Source organism: Sphaerospermopsis sp. LEGE 08334 (assembly GCF_015207205.1).
Taxonomy (GTDB): domain Bacteria; phylum Cyanobacteriota; class Cyanobacteriia; order Cyanobacteriales; family Nostocaceae; genus Sphaerospermopsis.
This window is the reverse complement of sequence record NZ_JADEXH010000017.1, coordinates 82330-104225: the sequence shown is the minus strand read 5'-3', so window position 1 is coordinate 104225 and position 21896 is coordinate 82330. Positions and strand designations below refer to the sequence as shown.

Genomic DNA, 21896 nt, shown 5'->3' with positions numbered 1-21896 from the left:
TCTATTATTCCTGCTACTATCCCTAAATGGTCTATGTTCTGAATTTCTATTTCTTGAGGTTTTAATTTCACAACAGTTTCCTCTACTATTCTGTTGTTATCCATTATTTCTTATTTGGTTATCAATTAATTCATTTTTTTCGTTTGTTTTTGTTACCAAGCTTCACTTTCTCACACCATCTCCCTCTTAATGCTATTTCTTCTCATTAAGTCTCTTAATCTTTGAATTATCTTTAGTTATTATGTACTACTTTAATGGCTTTTTTACCTTGTGACAGTTGAGGGTGCGGAATGTGGGATAGATATCTTCTGTGGTTTCTTGTTCTAAAATGTCGAGAACATCATCAACAGTAACAATACCTAATAATCTTTGTTCCGTATCAACTACAGGTACAGCTACAAAGTCATAACGCTGAATAGTACGAGCAACTTCTTCTTGATCTGTGTCAGTATTTACAAATACTACATCTTTGATCATGATATCGCTAAGGATAACTTCTGGTTGAGCGACAATCAAATTTCTTAAAGAGAGAGTTCCTGTTAACCGACGCTCATCATCAGTGACATAAATATAGTAAATTAGTTCACTTACCTCCGCTAAACTGCGAATCCTTTCTAAAGCTTGAGTAACTGTCATATTTTGTTTTAATGACAGATATTCTGGAGTCATGATCCGCCCTGCGGTGTTAGGTTTATAACCTAAAAGTAAGGCAGTAGAATCTCGTTCAGAAGGTGTTAATTGTTGTAATAATTGGCGGACGATTTTTGCAGGTAGTTCGTCAAATAACCGCGCCCTATCATCGGGTGACATCCGATCCACAATATCTAACACATCTTGACGCTTAAAGTCTGCAATTAGCGCCTGTTGTATATTGGAATCAAGATATTCAAATACTTCAATAGCTTCTTCTTTACCAAGTAAACGAAAAGCGATCGCTTGCATCGGTTCTGGTAAATTACCAATAACTTCTGCTATATCTACCGGTTGCACAGGAACTAATAAAGCTTTTACTCCCTCATAGTTTTCTTGAGAGAGTAGTCTTTCCAGTTGTGCTTGCACGAGTTTTTGTAATTCTTGGCGTGAATTATTTCCTGGGTATAAAGGTGGAGTGTCTTGAGTCATAACAACAATGCCTTTTTAACGGAAAATAAAATACACGGATAATTATAAACCATTGAAATAAAGGCATAAGTAGAAAGGCGCGAAGAAAAAACTTCAACGCCCAGCAACTTATTCAATAGTAGTATGTAGGGCTTGCTGAATCCAAAATAAATAACTTTTGACTCCTGACTCCCGCCTTAAATAATTCTCTATTTAACTTCCGTAATTTTTAAAGTATAAGGAAAATATTTACCCTTCTCGTAAGAACCTGCCCATACTTGGTAAGTCCCCTGCAACCATTCACCGACAATACCAGGATTTTTACCATCAAAATCATCATTACACCAAATTCCACCAGGTCCTTTAATCATGATAGTTGTGTCTGCTGGACTTTCTACTTGTAATTTTAGGTAGTCAAACTTACTAGTTAGTTTTAAAATATGGTCGGGGGCTTCATCTACAAACCCACTACAAGGACCTGTCGGCGTTTCACTTGTGCCATTTACTTTGCTGGCTGGAATTGAACCACCACTCATTCCTCTGACTTTTAAAGGATCAGGCGAAAATTTTTGGCCAATGGTTATATCACCAAAAATTGGTATTTCCTGAGCATTGACATCAGCATTAACAATAGTATGAATTATTGCTGTAATGCCGAACGTAGCTATGATTAAAGATAATCTGATTGCTATACTGAACGGTTTTTTAGCCATTGTAATTATATTGATATTTAAGTAATTTTAAAGACACAAATTTTGTATTTTAAGTTCCCAATGTTTGCATTAATAAGGGAACAGGGAACAGAAGGCAAAAGGCAAGAGGCAAGAGTTAATATTCTCCCCCTGCCTCCCCTGCTTTCTTCCCAGTCCCCAGTCACCAGTCCCCAGTCACCAGTCACCTATCACCCAGCTATTGCTTGATTTAAACGGGATTTATCTAAACCAATCTGATTTAACAATAACCATGATTGAATTAGGTCTGGTCCATGTACATCTCCGGTTAAAGCTGCTCGGAGCGATCGCATTACTAAACCTTTTTTGACACCTTGCTCTTTTACCACTTGTTTAATGATGCTTTGGGCGGTATCTGCGGAAAATTCTGGTTGACTTTCCAAAGTTGTCAAAATTGATTGCAGTACAGGTTTCACCCCTTCTTGTTGCAGTTGTTGACTACCTTCTTCACTGAACTCTACCCCATCACTAAAAAAGACTTTGGTCATGGAAACAGCATCCACTAACCGCGTTAAACTAGCAGCAATTAAACTTACCAACTGCTCTAACCAAGGACGCTCCCTACCATCAGTAAATGTATATCCTGCTTCCTCCCAAAAAGGTATGAGCAAATCTATGAGTTTATCAACTGGCATATTATGGATATATTGACTATTAATCCAATCTAGTTTATCCCAGTCAAATTTAGCACCTGCTTTATTTACCCGTTCAAAGGTAAATTCTTTAGCAGCGTCATCTAACGTGAATATTTCCTGCGTAGAATCTGGGGCAGACCATCCCAGCAATGTCATATAATTAACTAAACCTTCCGCAGTAAAACCCATTTTCTGAAAGTCAGAAATTGAAGTTACTCCGTCCCGTTTAGATAATTTTCGTCCTTCTTGATTCAAAATTAAGGGTGTATGGGCAAATTCAGGGATTTTTGCACCCATAGCTTCATACAACAAAATCTGTTTCGCTGTGTTAGCGATATGGTCTTCACCACGAATGACATGACTAATTTGCATATCAATGTCATCCACCACTACCACAAAATTATATAGTGGTTGACCAATACCTTCAGCAGAAGCGCGAGCAATGACCATATCACCACCCAAGTCACTACCACGCCAGGACATTTTACCCCGTACTAGGTCATGCCAAACAATTTCCCGATCATCGTCAATTTTAAAGCGAATTACAGAAGAACGACCTTCCCCTTCAAAAGCTGCTTGTTGTTCTGGGGTCAAGTTACGATGACGGTTATCATAGCGGGGTGCTTCGTTTCTGGCTTTTTGTGCTTCCCGCAGCGCGTCTAATTCTTCTGATGTAGTATAGCAGCGATAAGCTAAACCTTGATCTAATAATTTCTGTACTGCTGCTTGGTAGATGTGTAAACGCTGAGATTGAAAAAAAGGACCTTCATCCCAGTTTAAGCCTAACCAACGCAGTCCAGTGAGAATATTATCAGTATATTCATCACGCGATCGCTCTAAATCTGTATCTTCAATGCGTAAAATAAACTTACCACCGTGATGATGGGCAAATAAATAATTAAATACAGCAGTTCTCGCTGTACCAATATGTAAATTACCAGTAGGACTAGGAGCAATACGAACTCTTACAGACACAGTTAATTCTCTCTCTCACAAAGCATTATTAATTTAACAAGTGCTGAGTGGTTGTAAACCACCGATATGGGTTATTTTCCCAGTCTGTTAAAAACAGCGTTCCTGAGAGATATTCAACATTTTCTCCCAGGAATCTAATCTCAGTGTTTTAAAACGGGACTGACGGGGCTCGAACCCGCAACTTCCGCCGTGACAGGGCGGTGCTCTAACCAATTGAACTACAGTCCCTTGCAGGTATTTGTGTTTTTCTCAACTATACTATTATTGCTTATTATTTTTTGGCTGTCAAGTAGTTGGGAGAAAAAATTGAAATTTTTTTTTCACAGGTGACTGGTCACTGGTGATTAGTGATTGGTGATTGGTGATTGGGTTATTATCCTCCCCTGCTCCCCCTACTCTCACAAGGGTAGGTATTTTACATTGTCGTCAGGGCAAGACTTGGAAGGACAGTGGACAAGGGAGGAAAACCGTACAAAATCAGATTCTCTTGGTAACAATAACAGTCCGTCAAAATACCATTGTGCGTATAAAATCTTCCTTGTCTACGTTCCCTCCTTGTCTTCCAGGTCCTGCCTTAACAGATAATATTAAAAACCTACCCCTGTGAGCTACTTCCCCTACCTCCTAACCTGTGGACTGGCTTTTAGCTTCCAGATGTGCCAATATTTGAGTTTGGATTTGCTTGTACTGCTGCTTTAACAATTTTTTGCTGGTATGAGATTTAGAGGATGAAGGTAATTGCTCACTTTGTTTAACCCAAGCTTTTAACTTTTCTTTCTGTGCTGTGGCAATACTACTGCTAAGAATATTAGCGCAGTGATGGGGAGGTTCAAGGGTAAAGAGAATCAAAGAGTAAGAATTATTCGCAGCCAAAGCTGATACTAACTGAGTATTATGAGGATTTTGCATATCTAGATAGCAGGGCAACCACTTAGGACCGAGTTGGCGATGATAGAGAACAGTGATCCACAGCAGCATCGGGTGGGGGGAGGTGATAAAGACAAACTGGTTGTAACGTTTGTTATCGACACGATTTTTAATTTCTTGCTCGGGTAGCATGAGGTATAGAGCCGCAACAACAGTTTTCCCAGTATCAATCAACTGCGGAAAAACAATTTCTTGAATGGGTTTATTTTCAGGCCAAACCAGTTTATTATAACTATAACTAATTTTTGCAGAAGTTCCGGGAACTAAGGAACTGGCAGAATGGGATTTGTGATCTAAACTTGTGGTGGTTGGTTGTGGGCTAGACTTTTCTATATTGGTTAATATTTGAATTATTTCACCCATATTTTGAGGTCTATTTTCTGGTTTTTTTTCCAGACAAGCCATAATTAAATCATTTAACTGTTGAGGTATTTCAATATATGGATTTACCTCAGCGATCGCCCTTGGTTTTTCAAAGTGATGTACCTTATACCAAGCACCAAAATAGTTAGTTTCTGGTTGCCAAGGTTTTTGCCCAGTTAACATCTCAAACATCATCACACCTAAGCTATAAATATCGGCGCGACTATCTACGTCTCCTGCATCTAATTGTTCAGGAGAACAGTAAGCTAAAGTTCCATGAAATCCCTTAGTGTTGTTGGATGTAGTAGTGTTGAGAAATTTGGCAATCCCAAAATCTAAGATTTTTACTAACTGCCCCAAAATAGGATCAGGAATCACAATTATATTAGCTGGTTTAATATCTCTATGAACTAACGGATAAATTTTACCTTCCATAGCAACGCCTTTATGGGCGCACTGCAAACCGACACAAATCTGACGGGTAAGATTGAGAAACATGGACAGATGTACGGGAATTAATTCTTTCAAAATCTTGCCTGATAGATATTCCATTACATAAAATGGCTTGCCACTTTTACTCACACCATAATCATAAGCCCTAACAATATGTATACTTTTTTGACTCAAGGCAGCACTGAGGAGAGCTTCCCGATTAAAATTAGCTTGAACTGTGGGGTCGGTAAATGTCTGGGTTAAAAATTTTATAGCTACTGGTGTACCTCCAAGCAAAACATCAGATGCTAAAAAAACTTCACCCATACCTCCTTTACCGATTAACTTTTGAAGTTGATAACGGTTGGCCAGCAACTCCTGATTTTCTGGAGACGCATGAGGGTTTGTGTTCACTGCAATAACCTCTAAATTTTAAACTGTTTTTTTTAATCGTTTCACTGTTAGCAGCTAGACTATAGATTGATTATAATTTAAATAAATCAAATATTTTCGCCATCCAAGCTGAAAGAAAAAATTGGGATTTTTTCGTTTTTGTATTAATCTTTTTTTTACCTCGACTTTTAATTTTTCATATTCTATTGTGAGAAGACTTTTAGCTTGAACACAATGAAGTCTACACCAAGTGCTAAAAGAGTGGCTTGTTGTATAAAATGGATGTCTTCTAGTAAGCATTTCAAACATAATCAAACCCAAACTATAAATATCAGAACGGATATCTACAATTCTTTGACCTTGCATATGTTCTGGAGAGGAGTAAGGTAGACTACCTATAAAAGATTCAGTCATTGTCATCCCACTACTCTCGGTAAAAAATTTGGCAATACCAAAATCAAGAATTTTCACTATTTCTGTTTTTTTTCCATAATTATTGATGAATATATTTTCTGGTTTAATATCTCTATGAATAATCGGATAAACTTTGCCATTTAGGCTTACTCCTTGATGAGCTTACCCTGAAACCTAAACCTCACAAATAAGTATTGATATAGCTGCTCAATCTTGTGAATTGATATCAATCACTTTGATTGACTTGATCAAAGTTATCTTCTTCTATGTAACATATTTTCGTATTTTTTCCATAGACGTAAAAATACTTAATTAGGGGTTGCTGTTCGCGTAGGGTGCCGTAGGCATAAAAGTCTTTCTGTGAGGGAATCATTAGAAGTGACTCCCGAATCGTTTCTATAGAGAGATTCGTAGCAGACGCAATAACCGATTTAAGGGTGATTCTAGCTTGAGTTTAAAGGCTAGGATCTGGGTGCTTTGGAGTTTGTTAAAATTGTTATCGCTGACTAGAATTAAGGAAGTTTGTCCATCAGGTAGTTTTGGACCAAGGGTTAAGCCTTCTATGTTGTCTAAGGCTACATCGAGAGTCTGTAAATCTAAGAGTAGTTTTTTCTCTACAGGTTTGATTTTGTTGATGTCAATGTTTGAAAGGCTGTTAATATCATGAATATCATCAGCATTTTCTAGGGAAACCTGAAACAAAGAAACCGCAAATCCCAAACCCGTAAAAGTTCTTTCTATACTCAGTAAATGTCCTTGATTATCTAAAGAAAGTAAATCTGGTAATCCACTGTCAAATCTGCCTGTAAAATTGAATAGCGGTGTAACTGGTTCTGTGATATACAGAAATTCTTTTTCCGGTTGGTTGGTGGCTAGGTTATATTGCACAATGCGACAAGGACTTCCAAAGCCAGGTTTTGCCGCTGCACCATCCTGAATGAGTGCGTTTTCAGTCGCTGTAAATAATGATTGATTATTTTCTGAGATGGTGAGGCTTTCAAAAGCTAAGTTATTACGTATACCCTGCTGACTTTTTGGAACTGACAAAAATTTATCTGGTATGGGTAATGTGGTAATAGCTTGGCCAGAAGCAAGGGAAAATTCTTTAATAAAAGGATTGATTGATTTTTGCACATCTCCTTCAGAAGCAACGAATACAGTGGCTTTGTTAGTTACAGCAATACCTTCTGTATCGGTTTCACTAGGAGGAAATTTTTGATTATTTTCATTTAATAAGGTGGTGACAGCTACGGGAATAACTCCATCTTTGGTTAATTTTCCTGTGCTGAGGTCAATTTTTAAGGTATAAAATCGAGCAGGTGCTTTTTGCCCTCTATCGTCAGAAATTGCATAATAAAGATCATTTTTAGCATCATAAGTAATTCCTGATAATCCTCCTAGTTCGGTTTTTTGGAAAGAGTATCCTGTGGGTAAGGTGGCTGCACCAATAAATTCTATATCCGTTATTTTAACTGTTGCTGAGGCAATATTACTGAAGAATATACCAATAATACTGCTAATGATAATGCTAATCGTCAAGTAAATAATGAATAATGGTTTTCTGATTTTTTTCATTAGTTGCATGGATTATTAATTTTCATTATTAATTTTCATTATTAATTCTCATGAAAATAATTGTAATTTGAGCTAATTTTTTCTCCTGACTCCTTGAACTCCTGAATCCTTGTTCGCGAAGCGTGGCGAAGCCATTCTCCTGACTCCTTGGCAAATTACGCTAATTTTCTAGTATATTCGGTTTGGAAAAAATTAACTAGCCAATCTTTAACTTTGCGGGTAGCACGACAGTCATCTTCGTTGTACCGTTGGATCAGTTCCAGAAAATGGCGATCGCCTGTTTCTAACCATTGATCATACCAATAAATGCACTTAGCACCACTAGCTTCTTGATCACGCCATTCAAATCCTAACCAACGTGCGATCGCTTTGAGGGCATAACTTTCTATTGGTAAGGCAACACTTTCTGTTAATTGTTCATAAATATCTACAAATCTAGTCATTAGAGGTTCAATTAAGGAATAAGGTGTACAATAAAGTTTCCCTAGTTTTTTCACTGTCTCGACTTCATAATTACAAAAATGGTAAATTGGTGCTTGGGGATATTGGCCAACTAAATCTAAAAATTGCTGCCAAATTAGGTTTTCTTGAGTTGGTGTTTCTGCTAAAAATGAATAAAACTTTTCTGTATTATTTTCTCTATCAACTACTAAAACCCCCAACAGATAATTTAAATTTAAATCCGGTTGGGCTTCAATATCAAAATATAATTCGATGGGGGCGGTAAATGTGAGTTTTTCTGCTGGTAAAGCAAAGGGTAAAATTAAAGGAGTTTTTGCTAATGTTGATTTTGCTTGTAATATTAATTTAGATGCTACTTGAGTATCAAAACCAGTGACATTTTCTAAAGTGCTGGGATTGGTGTTAGCGAGTGCTTCTAAAGTAGTAGTAGATAATGCTTGTAGTTGAGTGTAGCGAATTGGTGTCACACCTGGTAACAGTGACAGATGTTGCTGAGATTGAGCGATCGCATAACAATGATTATACCAGTGACACAGATGGCATTTTTGACGGGCAATAAATACCTCTGGTGCTTCTGGCGACTCTACCACTTGAATATACTCCGCCAAAATATCCAGCATTTGTGGTGTCCATTTATCCAAGTCTACCACATAAGTTGTATCTTTATTCCGCAAGATTAACCAAGCTTCAGCCGGTGTTACTTCCTGTAATGCTCCCAAAATTTCTGCGTGAAAAGCAGCTATAACCTGATATTCTTGTTTGGGACGTTTACCTAGTTGAATATCCACAGGAACATAAACCCAGTCTCCAAAACTGGATTTTCCAGGCTGTTTGACAAGTAAATCTGGACGACTCAGTAAAGTATATTCATCTTCATAAGTGGCTAATAATACAGAATGATGTATATACTCTACACCTTGCTGCATCAGTTCTATAGTGGCTGCTGCACCTGCTTCCCAGTTTCCTGGAGGAAAAACAGGTTTGTGATATGACAGGTTATGAATTATACTTTTCTGATGAGCAATTTTATCCTGTTGCACTTTTACCAACAACTCATGGGCAATATCTCGCTGGCTATAGTCACCATGAGTATCTAAAAAAGGCCGTCGCTTACAGCGTTGATATTGGAGTAGGAGTTCAGCATTAATGATCATTCATTTAAGTTAACAACAATTGGGATATTTTGGGAGTCAGGAGTCAGGAGTCAGGAGTCAGGAGTCGGTAGAGAAAAATATTATGAATAAATAGGAGTTGAATAGGGGTTTTTATTTTTAAATTTCCCGTAAGCATTGATCCGTCGGTTTCCATCAGCAAGAGCCTAAAAAACATCAATACTAACCTGTAGCGTTCTCTAATTAACAGTTGTGAAATTTGACAACATTCTGCTCATTTTAAAACAACTCTGTCTAACTGTAGGTAAAAGCTGATTACTGATTACTGATAGCTGAATACTTACAATTTCCCATCCAAAATCCAAAATCCAAAATCCAAAATCCAAAATCCAAAATCTAAAATCCAAAATCTAAAATTGATATGTTGCATCACCATCGGCAAAAATTTCCAGCGTTAGGGAACAAGATTTATTTTAATTATGGCGGACAAGGACCAATGCCTCAAGGGGCGATGGATGCTATCAGCCAAACTCAAGCGCATATTCAGGAAATAGGACCTTTTGGTGCGGAAGCTTATCGCTGGATATCTCCCCAAATGCAATCTGTAAGGGAGGCGATCGCCTCTACCTTAAATGTACCATCTGACACTATCACTCTTACAGGTAATGTCACCATTGGTTGTAATATCGGAATGTGGGGTATTGATTGGCAAGCTGGTGATCATTTACTACTTTCTGACTGTGAACATCCCGGAGTAATTGCCACTGCCCAAGAAATTAGTCGTAGATTCGCTGTAGAAGTTTCCACTTGTCCGCTAATGGCGACTTTAAACGAAGGTGATACCGTAAGTATTATTGCTGAAAACCTCCGCCCCAATACTCGGCTGGTAGTTTTAAGTCATGTGTTGTGGAATACTGGCCAAGTTTTGCCTATTGACAAAATCACAGAAATATGCAGAAAAAATAATTCTTTGTTGTTGGTAGATGCGGCTCAATCAGTGGGAGTTCTACCTTTAAATCTAACAGAATTGGGGGTAGATTTCTATGCTTTTACTGGACACAAATGGTTATGCGGTCCTGCGGGTGTAGGGGGTTTGTATGTACGACCCCAATCACGGGAACAGTTACAGCCAACATTTATAGGTTTAGATGGAGTCATAACCAATAATCAAGCACAACCAATAAATTGGCAACCAGATGGGCGAAGATATGAAGTGTCTACCTTAGCAACTCCATTATATATTGCTTTAAAGGAAGCGATCGCCATTCATCATCAATGGGGAACAGCAGAGGAAAGATATCAGCAAATTTGCAGCAACAGTGAGTATCTTTGGCAAAAGTTGATAGAATTATCTAATGTCAAATGTTTAAAAAATTCCCCTCCCCAAAGCGGGTTAGTTTCTTTTGTGCTAACCAATAATCAGCCGAGTTTAAAATTAGTGCAGTTTTTAGAATCACAAAAAATCTTAACTCGCACAATTGCCAATCCTAATTGTATTCGGGTAAGTGTTCATTACCTCACCTTAGAATCAGAAATTGACCAATTAATAACAGCAATTAAAGAATTTTCTCATCTGTAGATAAATAGATAAGTGTTGAAAATTTTCGTTGTGGTAAGGCAAAAGGCAAGAGGAGGGAGACTTTTAGCAATTTTATATTTTATTACATACATTGTTTTTTCCTGCCAAATTACTTATGTAGAAATTTTCACCCAATCACCAATCACCTCCTATATGAACCGTCCAATTTTATATATAACCATCACTAACCACGGTTTTGGCCATGCTACCCGCACCGCATCAATAGCAGCAACAATTCAAAAATTATGTCCAGAAGTGCTGTTAATTATTGCTACAACTGCACCCCGATGGCTGCTTGAATCCTACATCAAAGGTGATTTTATTCTGCGTCAACGTGCTTTTGATTTAGGTGTAGTTCAAGCTGACAGTTTGACAATGGATAAAGCAGCAACCTTAGACAAGTTAAGAGAAATTAAAAAAAATCAAAATTCGTTAATTGCTTCGGAAGTTAATTTTCTTCGCCAAAATCGTGTTAACCTCATATTGGCAGATATTCCTTTTCTGGCGGCTGGGTTTGGGAAAGCAGCAAACATTCCCTGTTGGATGATAAGTAACTTTAGTTGGGACTTTATTTATCAAGATTGGGGAGGAGAATTTACAGAAATTGCTGATTGGGTCAGTGATTGGTATACTAAAAGCGATCGCTTATTTCGTCTTCCCTTCCATACACCCATGTCTGCTTTTCCTAATATCATAGATGTGGGTTTAACAGGTGGTTCTCCCGGTTTCCCTATTGATGAAATCCGCACCATTTGGGGAATAACTACACCACCAGAAAAAACCATCTTGCTAACATTTGGAGGTTTAGGTTTACAAGCAATTCCTTATAATAATATTGAAAAATTTTCTGATTGGCAATTTATCGCCTTTGATGCTTCCGCACCAGATTTACCTAACTTAATTAAAGTGCAAAATCGCCAATATCGTCCTGTTGATTTTATGCCAATTTGTAGCAGAGTAGTTTCTAAACCAGGGTACAGCACTTTTGCAGAAGCTACACTTCTAGGACTGCCTATTATTACCATCCCGCGTCATGACTTTGCGGAAGCTGATTTGCTATTAGAAGGAATTAAGAATTACAACCACCATCAAATTATCACACCAACAGAATTTTTTGATGGAACTTGGGATTTTCTTCATGACTTACCCCAACCGCCAAAACAACCACAACCCATAGCTAAAAATGGTAATGAAACTATAGCCAAAGCAGTGATAGATTATTTGAAGTCAATTTAACTAAAATTACTGAAACACTCCCAACCTAAAATCCAAAATCCAAAATCCAAAATCCAAAATCCAAAATTATTATGACACACTATCAAAAATTACTGAGAATTTCCACAACTGGCAAATCCTTTCAGAATATTACATCAAAAGTTGCCGCTATAGTTGGCGAATCTGGAGTGAAAACTGGACTTTGCACCTTATTTTTGCGTCACACTTCAGCCAGTTTAATCATTCAGGAAAATGCTGATCCTGATGTGTTAATAGATTTAGCAAATTTTATGGCTAAATTAGTACCAGAAGGCAACTATTATATCCATGATGCCGAAGGTGCTGATGATATGCCAGGACACATCCGCACAGTTTTAACCCATACCTCCGAAAACATCCCCATTAATAATGGTCATCTAGTTTTGGGAACATGGCAAGGTATTTACATTTGGGAACATCGCCAGCATAATCATACCAGAGAGTTGGTAGTTCACATTTGGGGATAATAACTGATAATTATTTTACCCAAAATTAAGAAAATACAAACTTCTCTCAAAAAATATCAAAATATATTCATATACAAAATAGTCCACTTATCTGATAAATTTACCATGCCATCGAAAATTACTCTCACCATTACTCAAGGTACACTCTCTGGCAAGCAATATAGTTTTGATTCTCGTAGCACTTGTATCATTGGCAGAAACCACGATTGTAACCTACAATTAGCCAATGAAATTGATATGACTATTTCCCGCTATCACTGCTTATTAGATATTAACCCTCCAGATATTCGGGTGCGCGACTTAGGCAGTTTAAATGGCACTTTTGTTAATGGTAAAAAAATCGGTCAAAGGAAACGCAATCAAACAGCACAAGAAGGTTTAAAGTTAAATTTTCCACAATATGATTTACAAGATGGCGATGAAATTAAAGTGGGGGATATTTTATTTAAAATAGCTATAGAAGTAGAAAAATTACAACCAATTAAAACTGCCAATCCAGTTGTAGAAAAAGTCAAACCCAAAAATTATTTAAAGATTATACAACGCTTGCTAGATTTAGCTGCACAAGGTGAAGAAAATCTGCAAAGCATCTCCTGTTATAAGTTAGTTAAGTCTCTAGGGAAAGGTGGTTTAGGTGAAGTATTCTTAGCAGAAAACAACAAATTAAGAAAATTTGTGGCTATAAAGTTAATGTCTCCGGCCGTTGTTGCTCAGGAAGAAGGTATCAATAAGTTTCTCAAGGAAGCAGAAAATACCAAATGTTTAGAACATCCCCATGTAGTAGAGATGTTAGATTATGGATTTGCTGAAGAAACTTTCTTTTTTATCATGGAATATTGTGAAGGAGGTAATGTTTGGGATTTAATGCAAAGGTCTGGATGGCGTTTACCTACAGATGTTGCTGTAGACATAATTATCCAAGTTCTTGACGGGTTGATCTATGCCCATCAAGTAGAAGTTCCCAATGTGAAATTACCTAATGGTACACTAGGAAAAGGTAAAGGATTAGTTCACCGAGATTTAAACCCATATAATATTTTGATTACATACATCAATGATAAAATAGTTGTGAAAATAGGTGATTATGGTTTAGAAAAAGCCTTTGACTTAGCGGGTTTAAGTGGTCAAACTTTAACAGAAAATCAAATGGGTACACCTGCTTTTATCCCACGTCAGCAAGTGCTAGATTTTCAAAACTCATTGCCAGAAGTTGATATTTGGGCAACAGCAGCTTGTTTATATAATATGATCACAGGATATTTTCCCCGCGATTTTACAGGTGATCCTTGGTTAGCAGTCTTGCAAAATGATCCTGTACCTGTTCTTCAGCGTAATAAAAACATTCCTAAAAAATTAGCTGAGGTGATAGATTTGGCTTTGGTGGAAAAGCCGCAAATTACTTTTCAGAGTGCGGAAGAGTTTAAACAAGCTTTGATAAAAAGTATGTCATAAATTTTTCCTCCTTCAATTTTTCGGGAGCATCCCAAATGTGTACATTTATTTTTACAGCAGATTGCAGATCCATTAGATACAGAATCTAAATTGAAACCTATACACTAAGCTAGTTTTACTCCTGACTCCTGACTCCTGACTCCTGCTGTATCTATGGAAATAATATGCACCAAAGTCCTGATATGATTGAACCGCAAAGGACGCAAAGGTAAGAAAGTTGAGCGAGAGTTTTTGGTGTGCCTGTGTGGGATGCTCCCAATTTTTCCTACTCTTGACTCCTACCTGTGTTGGATGTGGTTTCACCATAGCTGAATTTGGGCTAAAATGGTTTAATAATCCTACTTAAATAAAATTACTTAAAATTATAAGTGAAAATATCTAATGAAAATTACTGATTTAATCACCTGGTTTGAAGAATGGGCAAATCCCGCTTGGTGTGAAAACTGGGATAATTGTGGTTGGCAGATTGAACCTGGTGTGTTGGGTGCAGAAGCACGGGTATTAGTGTGTTTAACTCCGACTTTAGCAGTGATGGCAGAAGCGATCGCTCTCAACGCTAATCTGATTTTTGCCCATCATCCCCTGATTTTTAATCCCCCTAAATCTCTCCGCAGTGGGGAAGCACTAGCAGAAATGGTAAGGTTAGCTTTTACTCACAATATCGGTATCTACAGCGCCCATACAAATTTCGACCAGGTAAATGACGGCACTGCGGATGTATTGGCACAAATATTACAACTGCAAGCGGTATCTCCCATAGTTCCCACCCAATCTGGTTTAGGATATGGAAGGGTAGGAATGTTAAAACCAGCTTTAACATTGCAAGAATTACTCGCCACAATTCAAACTCAACTTCATCCCCCAAAATTGATTTTTTCCCCCGCTGCGAATTTACAACAACAAATTTCACGAGTTGCGGTTTTGGGTGGTTCGGGCGCAGGTTTTATTTCCGCAGTCGTGAAAACCAACGCCCAAGCCTATCTCACCGCTGATTGTAAATTTCATCAATTTCAAGAAAGTAGAGATCAAGGATTAATTTTAATTGATGCTGGACACTATGCCACTGAACGCCCAGCGTGCGATCGCTTGGTACAAAAATTCCAATCACTAAATTTAAATTGGGTGCAGTTAAGTCAACAGGATGAAGATTTCCGCCAATTTTTACCGTGAGCAAAGATTTGTTGAATTGTAATATTTGATACTAAATGTTTCTTTCTTATACAATCTTCATAGTATAATTGCAGACTCACACCATTCTTGAACACATTTGAAGTAGTTGTATTTTTGGCTGCTTATAGTTTATCAGTACGTAGATAAAATCCTTTAATTATATAGGATTTCTGTTTTTTAATCGTGATTGAGGTCACAACTTTTCTGTAATGAGAATCACGAATATTTACTGTTTTATATCAATGTATTTAGCAAGCAAATGTTTGACAATAGAAATGATAAATCGTTCATTTGCCCTATTGATCATGATTCGCACACTCATTGCATCTGCCTTTCAAACCGGATATCTTAGTGTTGAATCAGAGGGTTTACTCCTTCAGGTATTGGCAACTAAGTGCTATCAATCCGATGATTTAAAAGCTCTTACAAATCTATACGAAGCAATTCGCATAGGTACAGTTAAACGAGAAGCTTGTTCAAAGAATCTTAGAGAATTGCCTGTACTGAACAAATGTCACTAAGAATTACTCGATACAACTTAACATGAAGCCTAACTAACTCACACTTTGGCTCTCATCATTCAGATGGTTGGGGTTGATTATAGCCCTACTGTGGTTCTGTTTTGCGTAAGTCCTGTAAGTTTTCGGTTTCTTCAGTAAAACCTAGATTGAATTATTAAAGCTTAATATAGCGTTTCTGAGTCTAATGAAGTACAAACAAATTTATTCACTGTTCCCTGTTAAGAGTTCCCTAAAACGAAAAAACTTTGTACCTCACGCTTATTGGAAATGGCTATATACAAATAATCATAATTATATATTTATTGGCGCATTTACCTACATTGAAATTTGTAAAAACTCACCGAATTAATAACGAGTAATAAATTTTGCTAATTTATGAATATCACCAAGAAAAAATTGCCAGCAAAAAAAATTCCTAATCCTGAAATATCGCCATATTTGCGCCACTGACAGGCAAAATGCCCGTATTACACCTCATGCTACAGAGCAAAACTGAAAAGTCTTGGGTGATTGTTGTTTAAAACCATGAAGTTAAGCCTGAGAATGAGTTAAGATCAAATACATTAAGGGTTAAAAGTACAGCCGAGTCCCCAGACTTCCTAGAAATGCCAATGACTACAAGTAGGCAACTAAAACAACCGCAATTAACGCTGGTTTTGCAGTACAGTTTATTACAGGATGGTAATCAGGAAACACCACCAAGTATTCACCAGGTGAGGAAAAATCTATAAATGTTGGACTTCTATGAAGTAGAAATGATCTAGCATTGCCCTAAAAAAGATTAAGCTCAACTGAAGCAGTTAACCATTGGTTTATAACCCAAAACTTCCTTATATTGACTACCACCACCGAGTCCTTGTGAGATTGGGTTATTGCAATAGTTCACCAAGCATGAAATTGAACTCTTTAGGGTATCTCTTACCGGGTTAAGACCCAAATTTTCACAAGTTTAACTACGTTGTTTAAAAAGGCAGAAGTAGTACATGCTACACCGCAAGATTTATCAACTGTGTTGCGACGGGCGGGAGGTATGTGTTTTTTTGCGGGATCAGCAACGCTGGATAGAGCGGGCCCGCATTATAGATATAGAGGGTGATCTAGTGACTCTACGCTATGAAACAGACGAAGAAGACGAAGTTTGTTCTTGGGAAGAGATGGTTCGCCTAGAAAGCATTGGCTCGGTAACGCAAAAATTAGCTTCCGTACCACGGGGTAATGTAGAACCTCTCATGACTGAAGACTGTCCTGAGTCGGAACGTATCCGTAACCGTTTTACTGACTTGAATCCCGACTAATAACTCTTTGTCTACCCAAAAATTACCATTTAGGGACTAGGGAAAGAAAATTTTAGATTTTAGATTTTAGATTTTGGATTGCAAGTAATTCAAACACAATCCAAAATCCAAAATCCAGCAATCCTGACTCCTATTCAGGATTCTAGATCCGATAAACGTTCAAAGGCAGGACAATAACCTTCCAGGGTAACTTTAAAGTTATACAATGGGGCTGCGGGATTCCAACACCGTTGCCCCCTCTGGTATTTGCACGTACCACAACACTCTAAATCTGACCAGGTATAGGGGTGCTTACTACGGGCTGCATCTAAGCTATTTTGATTCAGCAGTTCTCGTTGAGACAAACCTCTTAATACTAGTTCTTCACCTTGCCAACGGGCTTCTATTAAACCAGTATCAGCAAATTGCTGCCAACGTGGATCATCCGTAATTGCTTCTGGTAGGGAGATTGTAATGACTGTTTCTAGTTCCGTCAACTCCCCTTCATAATTAGTTTCTGGGGCGGAAGGTTGTAAAAATGTTTCACCAATGGGCAATTCTACCAAAATTCCCGCTGCTGGGGAATGAAGATGATAACGATTTTGTAACTCGTCTAAACTGGTTAGGTCAGCTAAGTAAGCAGGAGAACCGTGGATAAAAACCACGTGCTGGGGTCGTAAATTATGAATTAATTGAGTTGTTCCTGGTCCATCACTATGTTGAGCCAAAAGATAGCTTTCTATGGTGGTTGCTGCGGGATATTCTGGATTAACTTTGATATCTATTTTTTCTGGCAGGAGAATGAGCCAGGGTCCTGTGTTGGGTTGACAATATTTACTTAAATCCGCTGTGGAGTCAGTGAGGACAATACAAGGTGAACTGCCTAAAGTAGTCAAATCTTCTACTTTTAAGCGTCGCACACGGGGACGTACTCTTTCATCCCAAAATAAAGGTTGATGACGGGCAAAATTCTGGACTGACGCGGGAAAATGGGGTAAAAGTTCTAAATAAGCATCACAACCAGCAGCTACATTACCATCAACCCAAATATCTAAATCTCGTCCAGTAAAATGATGATGAGAACGTAACAACATCAACAATTCTTGACCTAAGCCTAAAGCCGGGGTGGGTAAAATAATAGAACAGTGATCAGCTATGGCGCGGTTAATTCTTTCCGCTAGTTGATTTTCTTGGTTGCGGCGATGGGGATGGCGAGATGTTCCATAACTGCCTTCAATTAACAGTACATCTAAATGTAAACCTCTTAACTCTTCCAAGCGCAACCCATCTACTAGGCGAGAGTTGGAGAGGAAAAAATCTCCTGTGTACAGTAGTTTATAATCACGGTGTGGGGTGTGGTAGGTGATAAGAATAGCCACAGCACCGGGAAGATGACCGGCAGGAAATAATTCCACAACTAAATTTTCTTGTATTTCTATAGGCGATCGCAAAGGTAACGCCTGACAAAAGGAAGGAATTTCTTCCGGTGCTTCTTCCGGCCAATTTAACGGTAATAACTTGCTAGTCACCTCACTAGCATAAATAGGCATAAGAGGAAAAGCTTGATTAAGTGCCAGCAAACCTCTAGCATGATCTGGGTGAGCATGACTAACCAACACTAAATCTGCTGGTAATGGTGAACTACCCTTCTGTGCTGATTTAGTTATGTCCCTAGTCAGATATGAAATATCCCCCAAACCGCAATCTAACAAAATGCGGTGGGGACCCATGCGTACTAATAGACAAACACCTTCATCTTCATGCTGAACACTATAGGGCAGACATTCTAATTCATTAGCTGCATCCCCAGGATCAGGACGAGACGATACTGATAGATCATCCCTCATGCGCTCTAACTCTGGTTAATGTGCCGAACCGTTGCCATGATAGTTGTCTGAATCATAAAAGCCATTTTTTGTACCGAAAAATAAGCACGCAAAGGTAAAGATAACAGTGAATCCTACTAAAATCAGCTTAACATCCATCGGTTTACCCTCGTTGATTCAACTCATTTTTATAGTAATAGTGTGATTATCTATTTGGGCAGAATCGCTAGAAAATCTTTACTTTAGTTGGTGATTGGTGATTGGTGATTGGTAATTGGTAATTGGTAATTGGTAGTTGGTAATTGGTAATTGGTAATTGGTAATTGGGAAACATAAAATTGATTACCCAGTCACCAGTCACCAGTCACCTTAAAATACAACTTCCTGACCTCGTTCTGTAAAACGGACATCTTTGATATTCCATTGGGGGTTACTGGTGAGGGTTTTACGGAGACTTCCAAATAAAGCGAACTGTTCACAGCTAGAAAGAGAAACTATTTGCCGCTTAGACTCAGGGGCAATTCGTAAATCAATTGTTGCAACTCCATTATCAACGTTCACACGATATCCAACTAGGCTAAAATCGGCTGTATCCCGTTCCTGTAAGATTTTACCTACAGCTTCGTTAACTGGTTGGTCGGCTGATACTGAAGTTTGTTTAGAAACATAATCTTGACATTGAGCATCACTTGTGTATAGGGTAACTTGAGTAGTTTTACCAGAAACAGCTTTAGAAGTTGCATCTGGAGAGGGTTGGTTGGAAAATGGTTGAGATGTTGGAGAATTTTGGGGAGTTGGGGAAACTGTATTGTTTGGTGTTGGTGTTGAAGTTGTATTATCAGAAATATCGCTAGAAGTACAACTGCTGATGCCGGTGCCAACTGCTAATAAAATTACGGGTAAAATATATTTTATCTTAGTGTTCATATTAGTGTTCATAAGTAATGTTTTGGCGCTGGATTAACTAGACTAATCTTACTAATTTGTCTATATAGAAAATATAGTTACAAAACTAAGTAAGAGGTTTCTGCAAGTTCTCAGATAGATACATTAACTCTAAAAGCAAATCTGGGACTATTAGCGGAAATTTTTATTTTTATGTAAGCATTCAGCCGTCAGCTATCAGCTATCAGCAAAACTCACAAAAAACACAAATCTCAGCCTGTAAATTTCTCTGCTTAAAGCCTATGTATCTAGTAAAATTATAATTTTATTGGCAGCTAGTCTACTTACATCTCAAAGCTGATTACTGATTACTGATAGCTGAAGACTTACATTTTTATTAATTATGGAGAAATTTATATAAATGGTACAACCGCGCAAACAATTTGCTCAACATTGGTTAAAAAGTGAAAAGGCTCTTAACGCTATTGTTAAAGCAGCCGACTGTCAAGAAGATGATAGGATTTTGGAAATTGGTCCGGGTACAGGAATTTTAACTAAGCGTTTATTACCTTTAGTTTATTCTTTGGTTGCTGTTGAGATTGATAGAGATTTGTGTAAATTACTGGTAAAACAACTAGGTGAAAGAGAAAATTTTTTACTGCTGCAAGGGGATTTTCTCACTCTTGATGTAGCTTCTCAATTAACAGCTTTTCCTAAGTTTCAAAAGCAAAATAAAGTTGTTGCCAATATTCCCTATAATATTACAGGTCCAATTATTGAAAAGTTACTGGGTACTATTGCTAACCCCAATCCTGAACCCTTTGATTCTATTGTGTTACTGATTCAGAAAGAAGTAGCAGAAAGGTTGTATGCTAAACCAGGTTCAAGAACTTTTGGAGCGTTGTCGGTGCGGGTGCAGTATTTGGCAGATTGTGAGTTAATTTGTACAGTTCCTGCTGGTGCATTTTATCCACCACCAAAAGTTGATTCTGCTGTGGTGCGCTTAGTCCCCCGACAGAGAGAAATTACCGCTAATGACCCCAAAAAGTTGGAAAATCTGGTTAAATTAGGGTTTGGGGCAAAGCGGAAAATGTTAAGAAATAACTTGCAATCGGTAATTGAGCGCGATCGCTTGACCCAATTACTGGAACAATTAAATATTAATCCCCAATCTCGCGCCGAAGACCTCAGCGTTACACAATGGGTATCACTGGTAAATTCAGTGAACAGTGAACAGGTGACAGGTGACAGTGAATAAGCAGGGGGGTAGGGAGCAGGGGGAGGTTAATAACCTAATTACCAATTACCAATTACCAATTACCACTTATATGCGTTCTTATAGCTTAATTGCACCTGCGAAAATCAATTTATATTTAGAAATCATCGGCGATCGCCCTGATGGATATCATGAGTTAGCCATGATACTCCAAAGCATTGACCTTGCAGATCAAATTGATTTACACGCTGCAAGCACAGAAGCGATTCGCGTTTATTGTGATCATCCCCAAGTACCTACAGATAACAGTAATTTAGCATACCGAGCCGCTGCACTAATGGCCAAGAAATTTCCTGATGCTTTTAGTAATTTTGGTGGGATTGATATTACTGTGAAAAAAAACATTCCTGTTGCTGCGGGTTTAGCTGGAGGTTCGACAAATGCAGCAGCGGTGTTAGTGGGTATAGATTTGATGTGGAATTTGGGATTAACTCAATCAGAATTAGAAGAATTAGGCGCACAACTCGGTTCAGATGTGCCATTTTGTATTTCTGGGGGAACAGTAATTGCTACTGGTAGAGGTGAAAAACTTTCTCCTTTACCTAGTTTAGATCACATATATATAGTATTAGCTAAATATCGCAGTTTGGAAGTTTCCACAGCTTGGGCTTATAAAACCTATCGGCAAGTATTTGGTAGTACCTATATGACAAATACTGAAGATTTAGTGGCTCGTGCTAGTGCAGTGCATTCGGCAGAAATTGTCAAAGCTATCGTCAATAAAGATGCAGCAGAAATCGCCAACAAAATGCACAATGATTTAGAAAAAGTGGTATTACCTTCTTATTCTCAAGTATTACAATTGCGAGAATTATTTGCTGCTCAAGAAGGAGTTTTAGGCACGATGATGTCAGGTTCTGGACCTTCTGTATTTGCCATTGTGGAATCAAAAGCACAAGCAGAAATAGTTAAGGAAAGGATCAGATCCGTAATTCCTGATGAGGATTTAGAATTGTTTGTAACTCAGACAATTGGCAATGGGATTCAGATATTAAACTAAACAGGGAACAGGTGACAGGTGACAGTTAAGAGTTTTTAACAACTACCAATTACCAATTACCAATTACCAATT

Annotated in this window: 16 protein-coding genes, 1 tRNA gene and 2 pseudogenes; 9 read left to right on the top strand and 10 right to left on the bottom strand. The window is 38.0% G+C overall.

Annotated features, from left to right (window positions below; translation table 11 throughout):
• Nucleotides 1-297: 297 nt before the first annotated feature.
• From mgtE to IQ237_RS11665, 8 genes and pseudogenes are all read right to left on the bottom strand, one after another.
• Nucleotides 298-1122, bottom strand: a pseudogene (gene mgtE / locus IQ237_RS11700) (magnesium transporter); the annotation flags it as partial.
• A gap of 188 nt (nt 1123-1310) precedes the next feature.
• Entirely contained in the window at nt 1311-1814 is a 504-nt protein-coding gene (locus IQ237_RS11695; RefSeq protein ID WP_194055281.1) for a hypothetical protein, read from the bottom strand.
• A 188-nt stretch (nt 1815-2002) separates the two neighbouring features.
• Entirely contained in the window at nt 2003-3442 is a 1440-nt protein-coding gene (gene gltX / locus IQ237_RS11690) for a glutamate--tRNA ligase (RefSeq protein WP_194055279.1), read from the bottom strand.
• 154 nt (nt 3443-3596) lie between these two features.
• Nucleotides 3597-3670 (bottom strand) — tRNA-Asp (locus IQ237_RS11685).
• Nucleotides 3671-4066: 396 nt separating this feature from the next.
• Complete coding sequence (locus IQ237_RS11680; RefSeq protein WP_194055277.1) at nt 4067-5578, bottom strand: serine/threonine-protein kinase; 1512 nt, start codon at nt 5576-5578, stop codon at nt 4067-4069.
• Nucleotides 5579-5796: 218 nt separating this feature from the next.
• A pseudogene (locus IQ237_RS11675) lies at nt 5797-6133 on the bottom strand (serine/threonine protein kinase); the annotation flags it as partial.
• Between the two features lie 234 nt (nt 6134-6367).
• The gene (locus IQ237_RS11670) at nt 6368-7555 is read right to left on the bottom strand and encodes an esterase-like activity of phytase family protein (protein WP_194055275.1); all 1188 of its coding nucleotides are present in this window, start codon (nt 7553-7555) and stop codon (nt 6368-6370) included.
• Nucleotides 7556-7701: 146 nt separating this feature from the next.
• Nucleotides 7702-9162: a TM0106 family RecB-like putative nuclease gene (locus IQ237_RS11665; RefSeq protein WP_194055273.1), complete on the bottom strand. Its 1461-nt coding sequence runs from the start codon at nt 9160-9162 to the stop codon at nt 7702-7704.
• Nucleotides 9163-9541: 379 nt separating this feature from the next.
• On the opposite strand from IQ237_RS11665, the gene IQ237_RS11660 reads away from it, so the two are divergent.
• From IQ237_RS11660 to IQ237_RS11630, 7 genes are all read left to right on the top strand, one after another.
• Nucleotides 9542-10699 carry an aminotransferase class V-fold PLP-dependent enzyme gene (locus IQ237_RS11660; protein ID WP_194055271.1) on the top strand — a complete coding sequence of 386 codons (1158 nt, stop codon included), beginning with the start codon at nt 9542-9544 and terminating at the stop codon, nt 10697-10699.
• A 153-nt stretch (nt 10700-10852) separates the two neighbouring features.
• Entirely contained in the window at nt 10853-11935 is a 1083-nt protein-coding gene (locus IQ237_RS11655) for a glycosyl transferase (protein ID WP_194055269.1), read from the top strand.
• 71 nt (nt 11936-12006) lie between these two features.
• A complete protein-coding gene (locus IQ237_RS11650) occupies nt 12007-12420 on the top strand; it encodes a secondary thiamine-phosphate synthase enzyme YjbQ (RefSeq protein WP_096571617.1) in 414 nt (137 codons plus the stop codon).
• Nucleotides 12421-12525: 105 nt separating this feature from the next.
• Nucleotides 12526-13872: a protein kinase gene (locus tag IQ237_RS11645; protein WP_194055267.1), complete on the top strand. Its 1347-nt coding sequence runs from the start codon at nt 12526-12528 to the stop codon at nt 13870-13872.
• 381 nt (nt 13873-14253) lie between these two features.
• On the top strand, nt 14254-15042 hold the full coding sequence (locus IQ237_RS11640; RefSeq protein ID WP_194055265.1) for a Nif3-like dinuclear metal center hexameric protein: 789 nt from the start codon (nt 14254-14256) through the stop codon (nt 15040-15042).
• A gap of 305 nt (nt 15043-15347) precedes the next feature.
• Nucleotides 15348-15563, top strand: a complete 216-nt coding sequence (locus IQ237_RS11635) for a hypothetical protein (RefSeq protein WP_194055256.1) — start codon at nt 15348-15350, stop codon at nt 15561-15563.
• Nucleotides 15564-16546: 983 nt separating this feature from the next.
• Nucleotides 16547-16858 carry a DUF6679 family protein gene (locus IQ237_RS11630; protein WP_096571619.1) on the top strand — a complete coding sequence of 104 codons (312 nt, stop codon included), beginning with the start codon at nt 16547-16549 and terminating at the stop codon, nt 16856-16858.
• Between the two features lie 134 nt (nt 16859-16992).
• Here the strand turns inward: IQ237_RS11630 and IQ237_RS11625 are convergent, their stop codons facing one another.
• On the bottom strand, nt 16993-18684 hold the full coding sequence (locus tag IQ237_RS11625; RefSeq protein WP_194055255.1) for an MBL fold metallo-hydrolase: 1692 nt from the start codon (nt 18682-18684) through the stop codon (nt 16993-16995).
• Between the two features lie 348 nt (nt 18685-19032).
• Entirely contained in the window at nt 19033-19602 is a 570-nt protein-coding gene (locus IQ237_RS11620) for a GerMN domain-containing protein (protein WP_194055253.1), read from the bottom strand.
• A gap of 367 nt (nt 19603-19969) precedes the next feature.
• Between IQ237_RS11620 and rsmA the strand changes: the two genes are divergently transcribed.
• Nucleotides 19970-20806: a 16S rRNA (adenine(1518)-N(6)/adenine(1519)-N(6))-dimethyltransferase RsmA gene (gene rsmA / locus IQ237_RS11615; RefSeq protein ID WP_194055252.1), complete on the top strand. Its 837-nt coding sequence runs from the start codon at nt 19970-19972 to the stop codon at nt 20804-20806.
• A gap of 70 nt (nt 20807-20876) precedes the next feature.
• The gene (gene ispE, locus IQ237_RS11610; protein ID WP_194055251.1) at nt 20877-21824 is read left to right on the top strand and encodes a 4-(cytidine 5'-diphospho)-2-C-methyl-D-erythritol kinase; all 948 of its coding nucleotides are present in this window, start codon (nt 20877-20879) and stop codon (nt 21822-21824) included.
• The last annotated feature ends 72 nt before the right edge of the window (nt 21825-21896 follow it).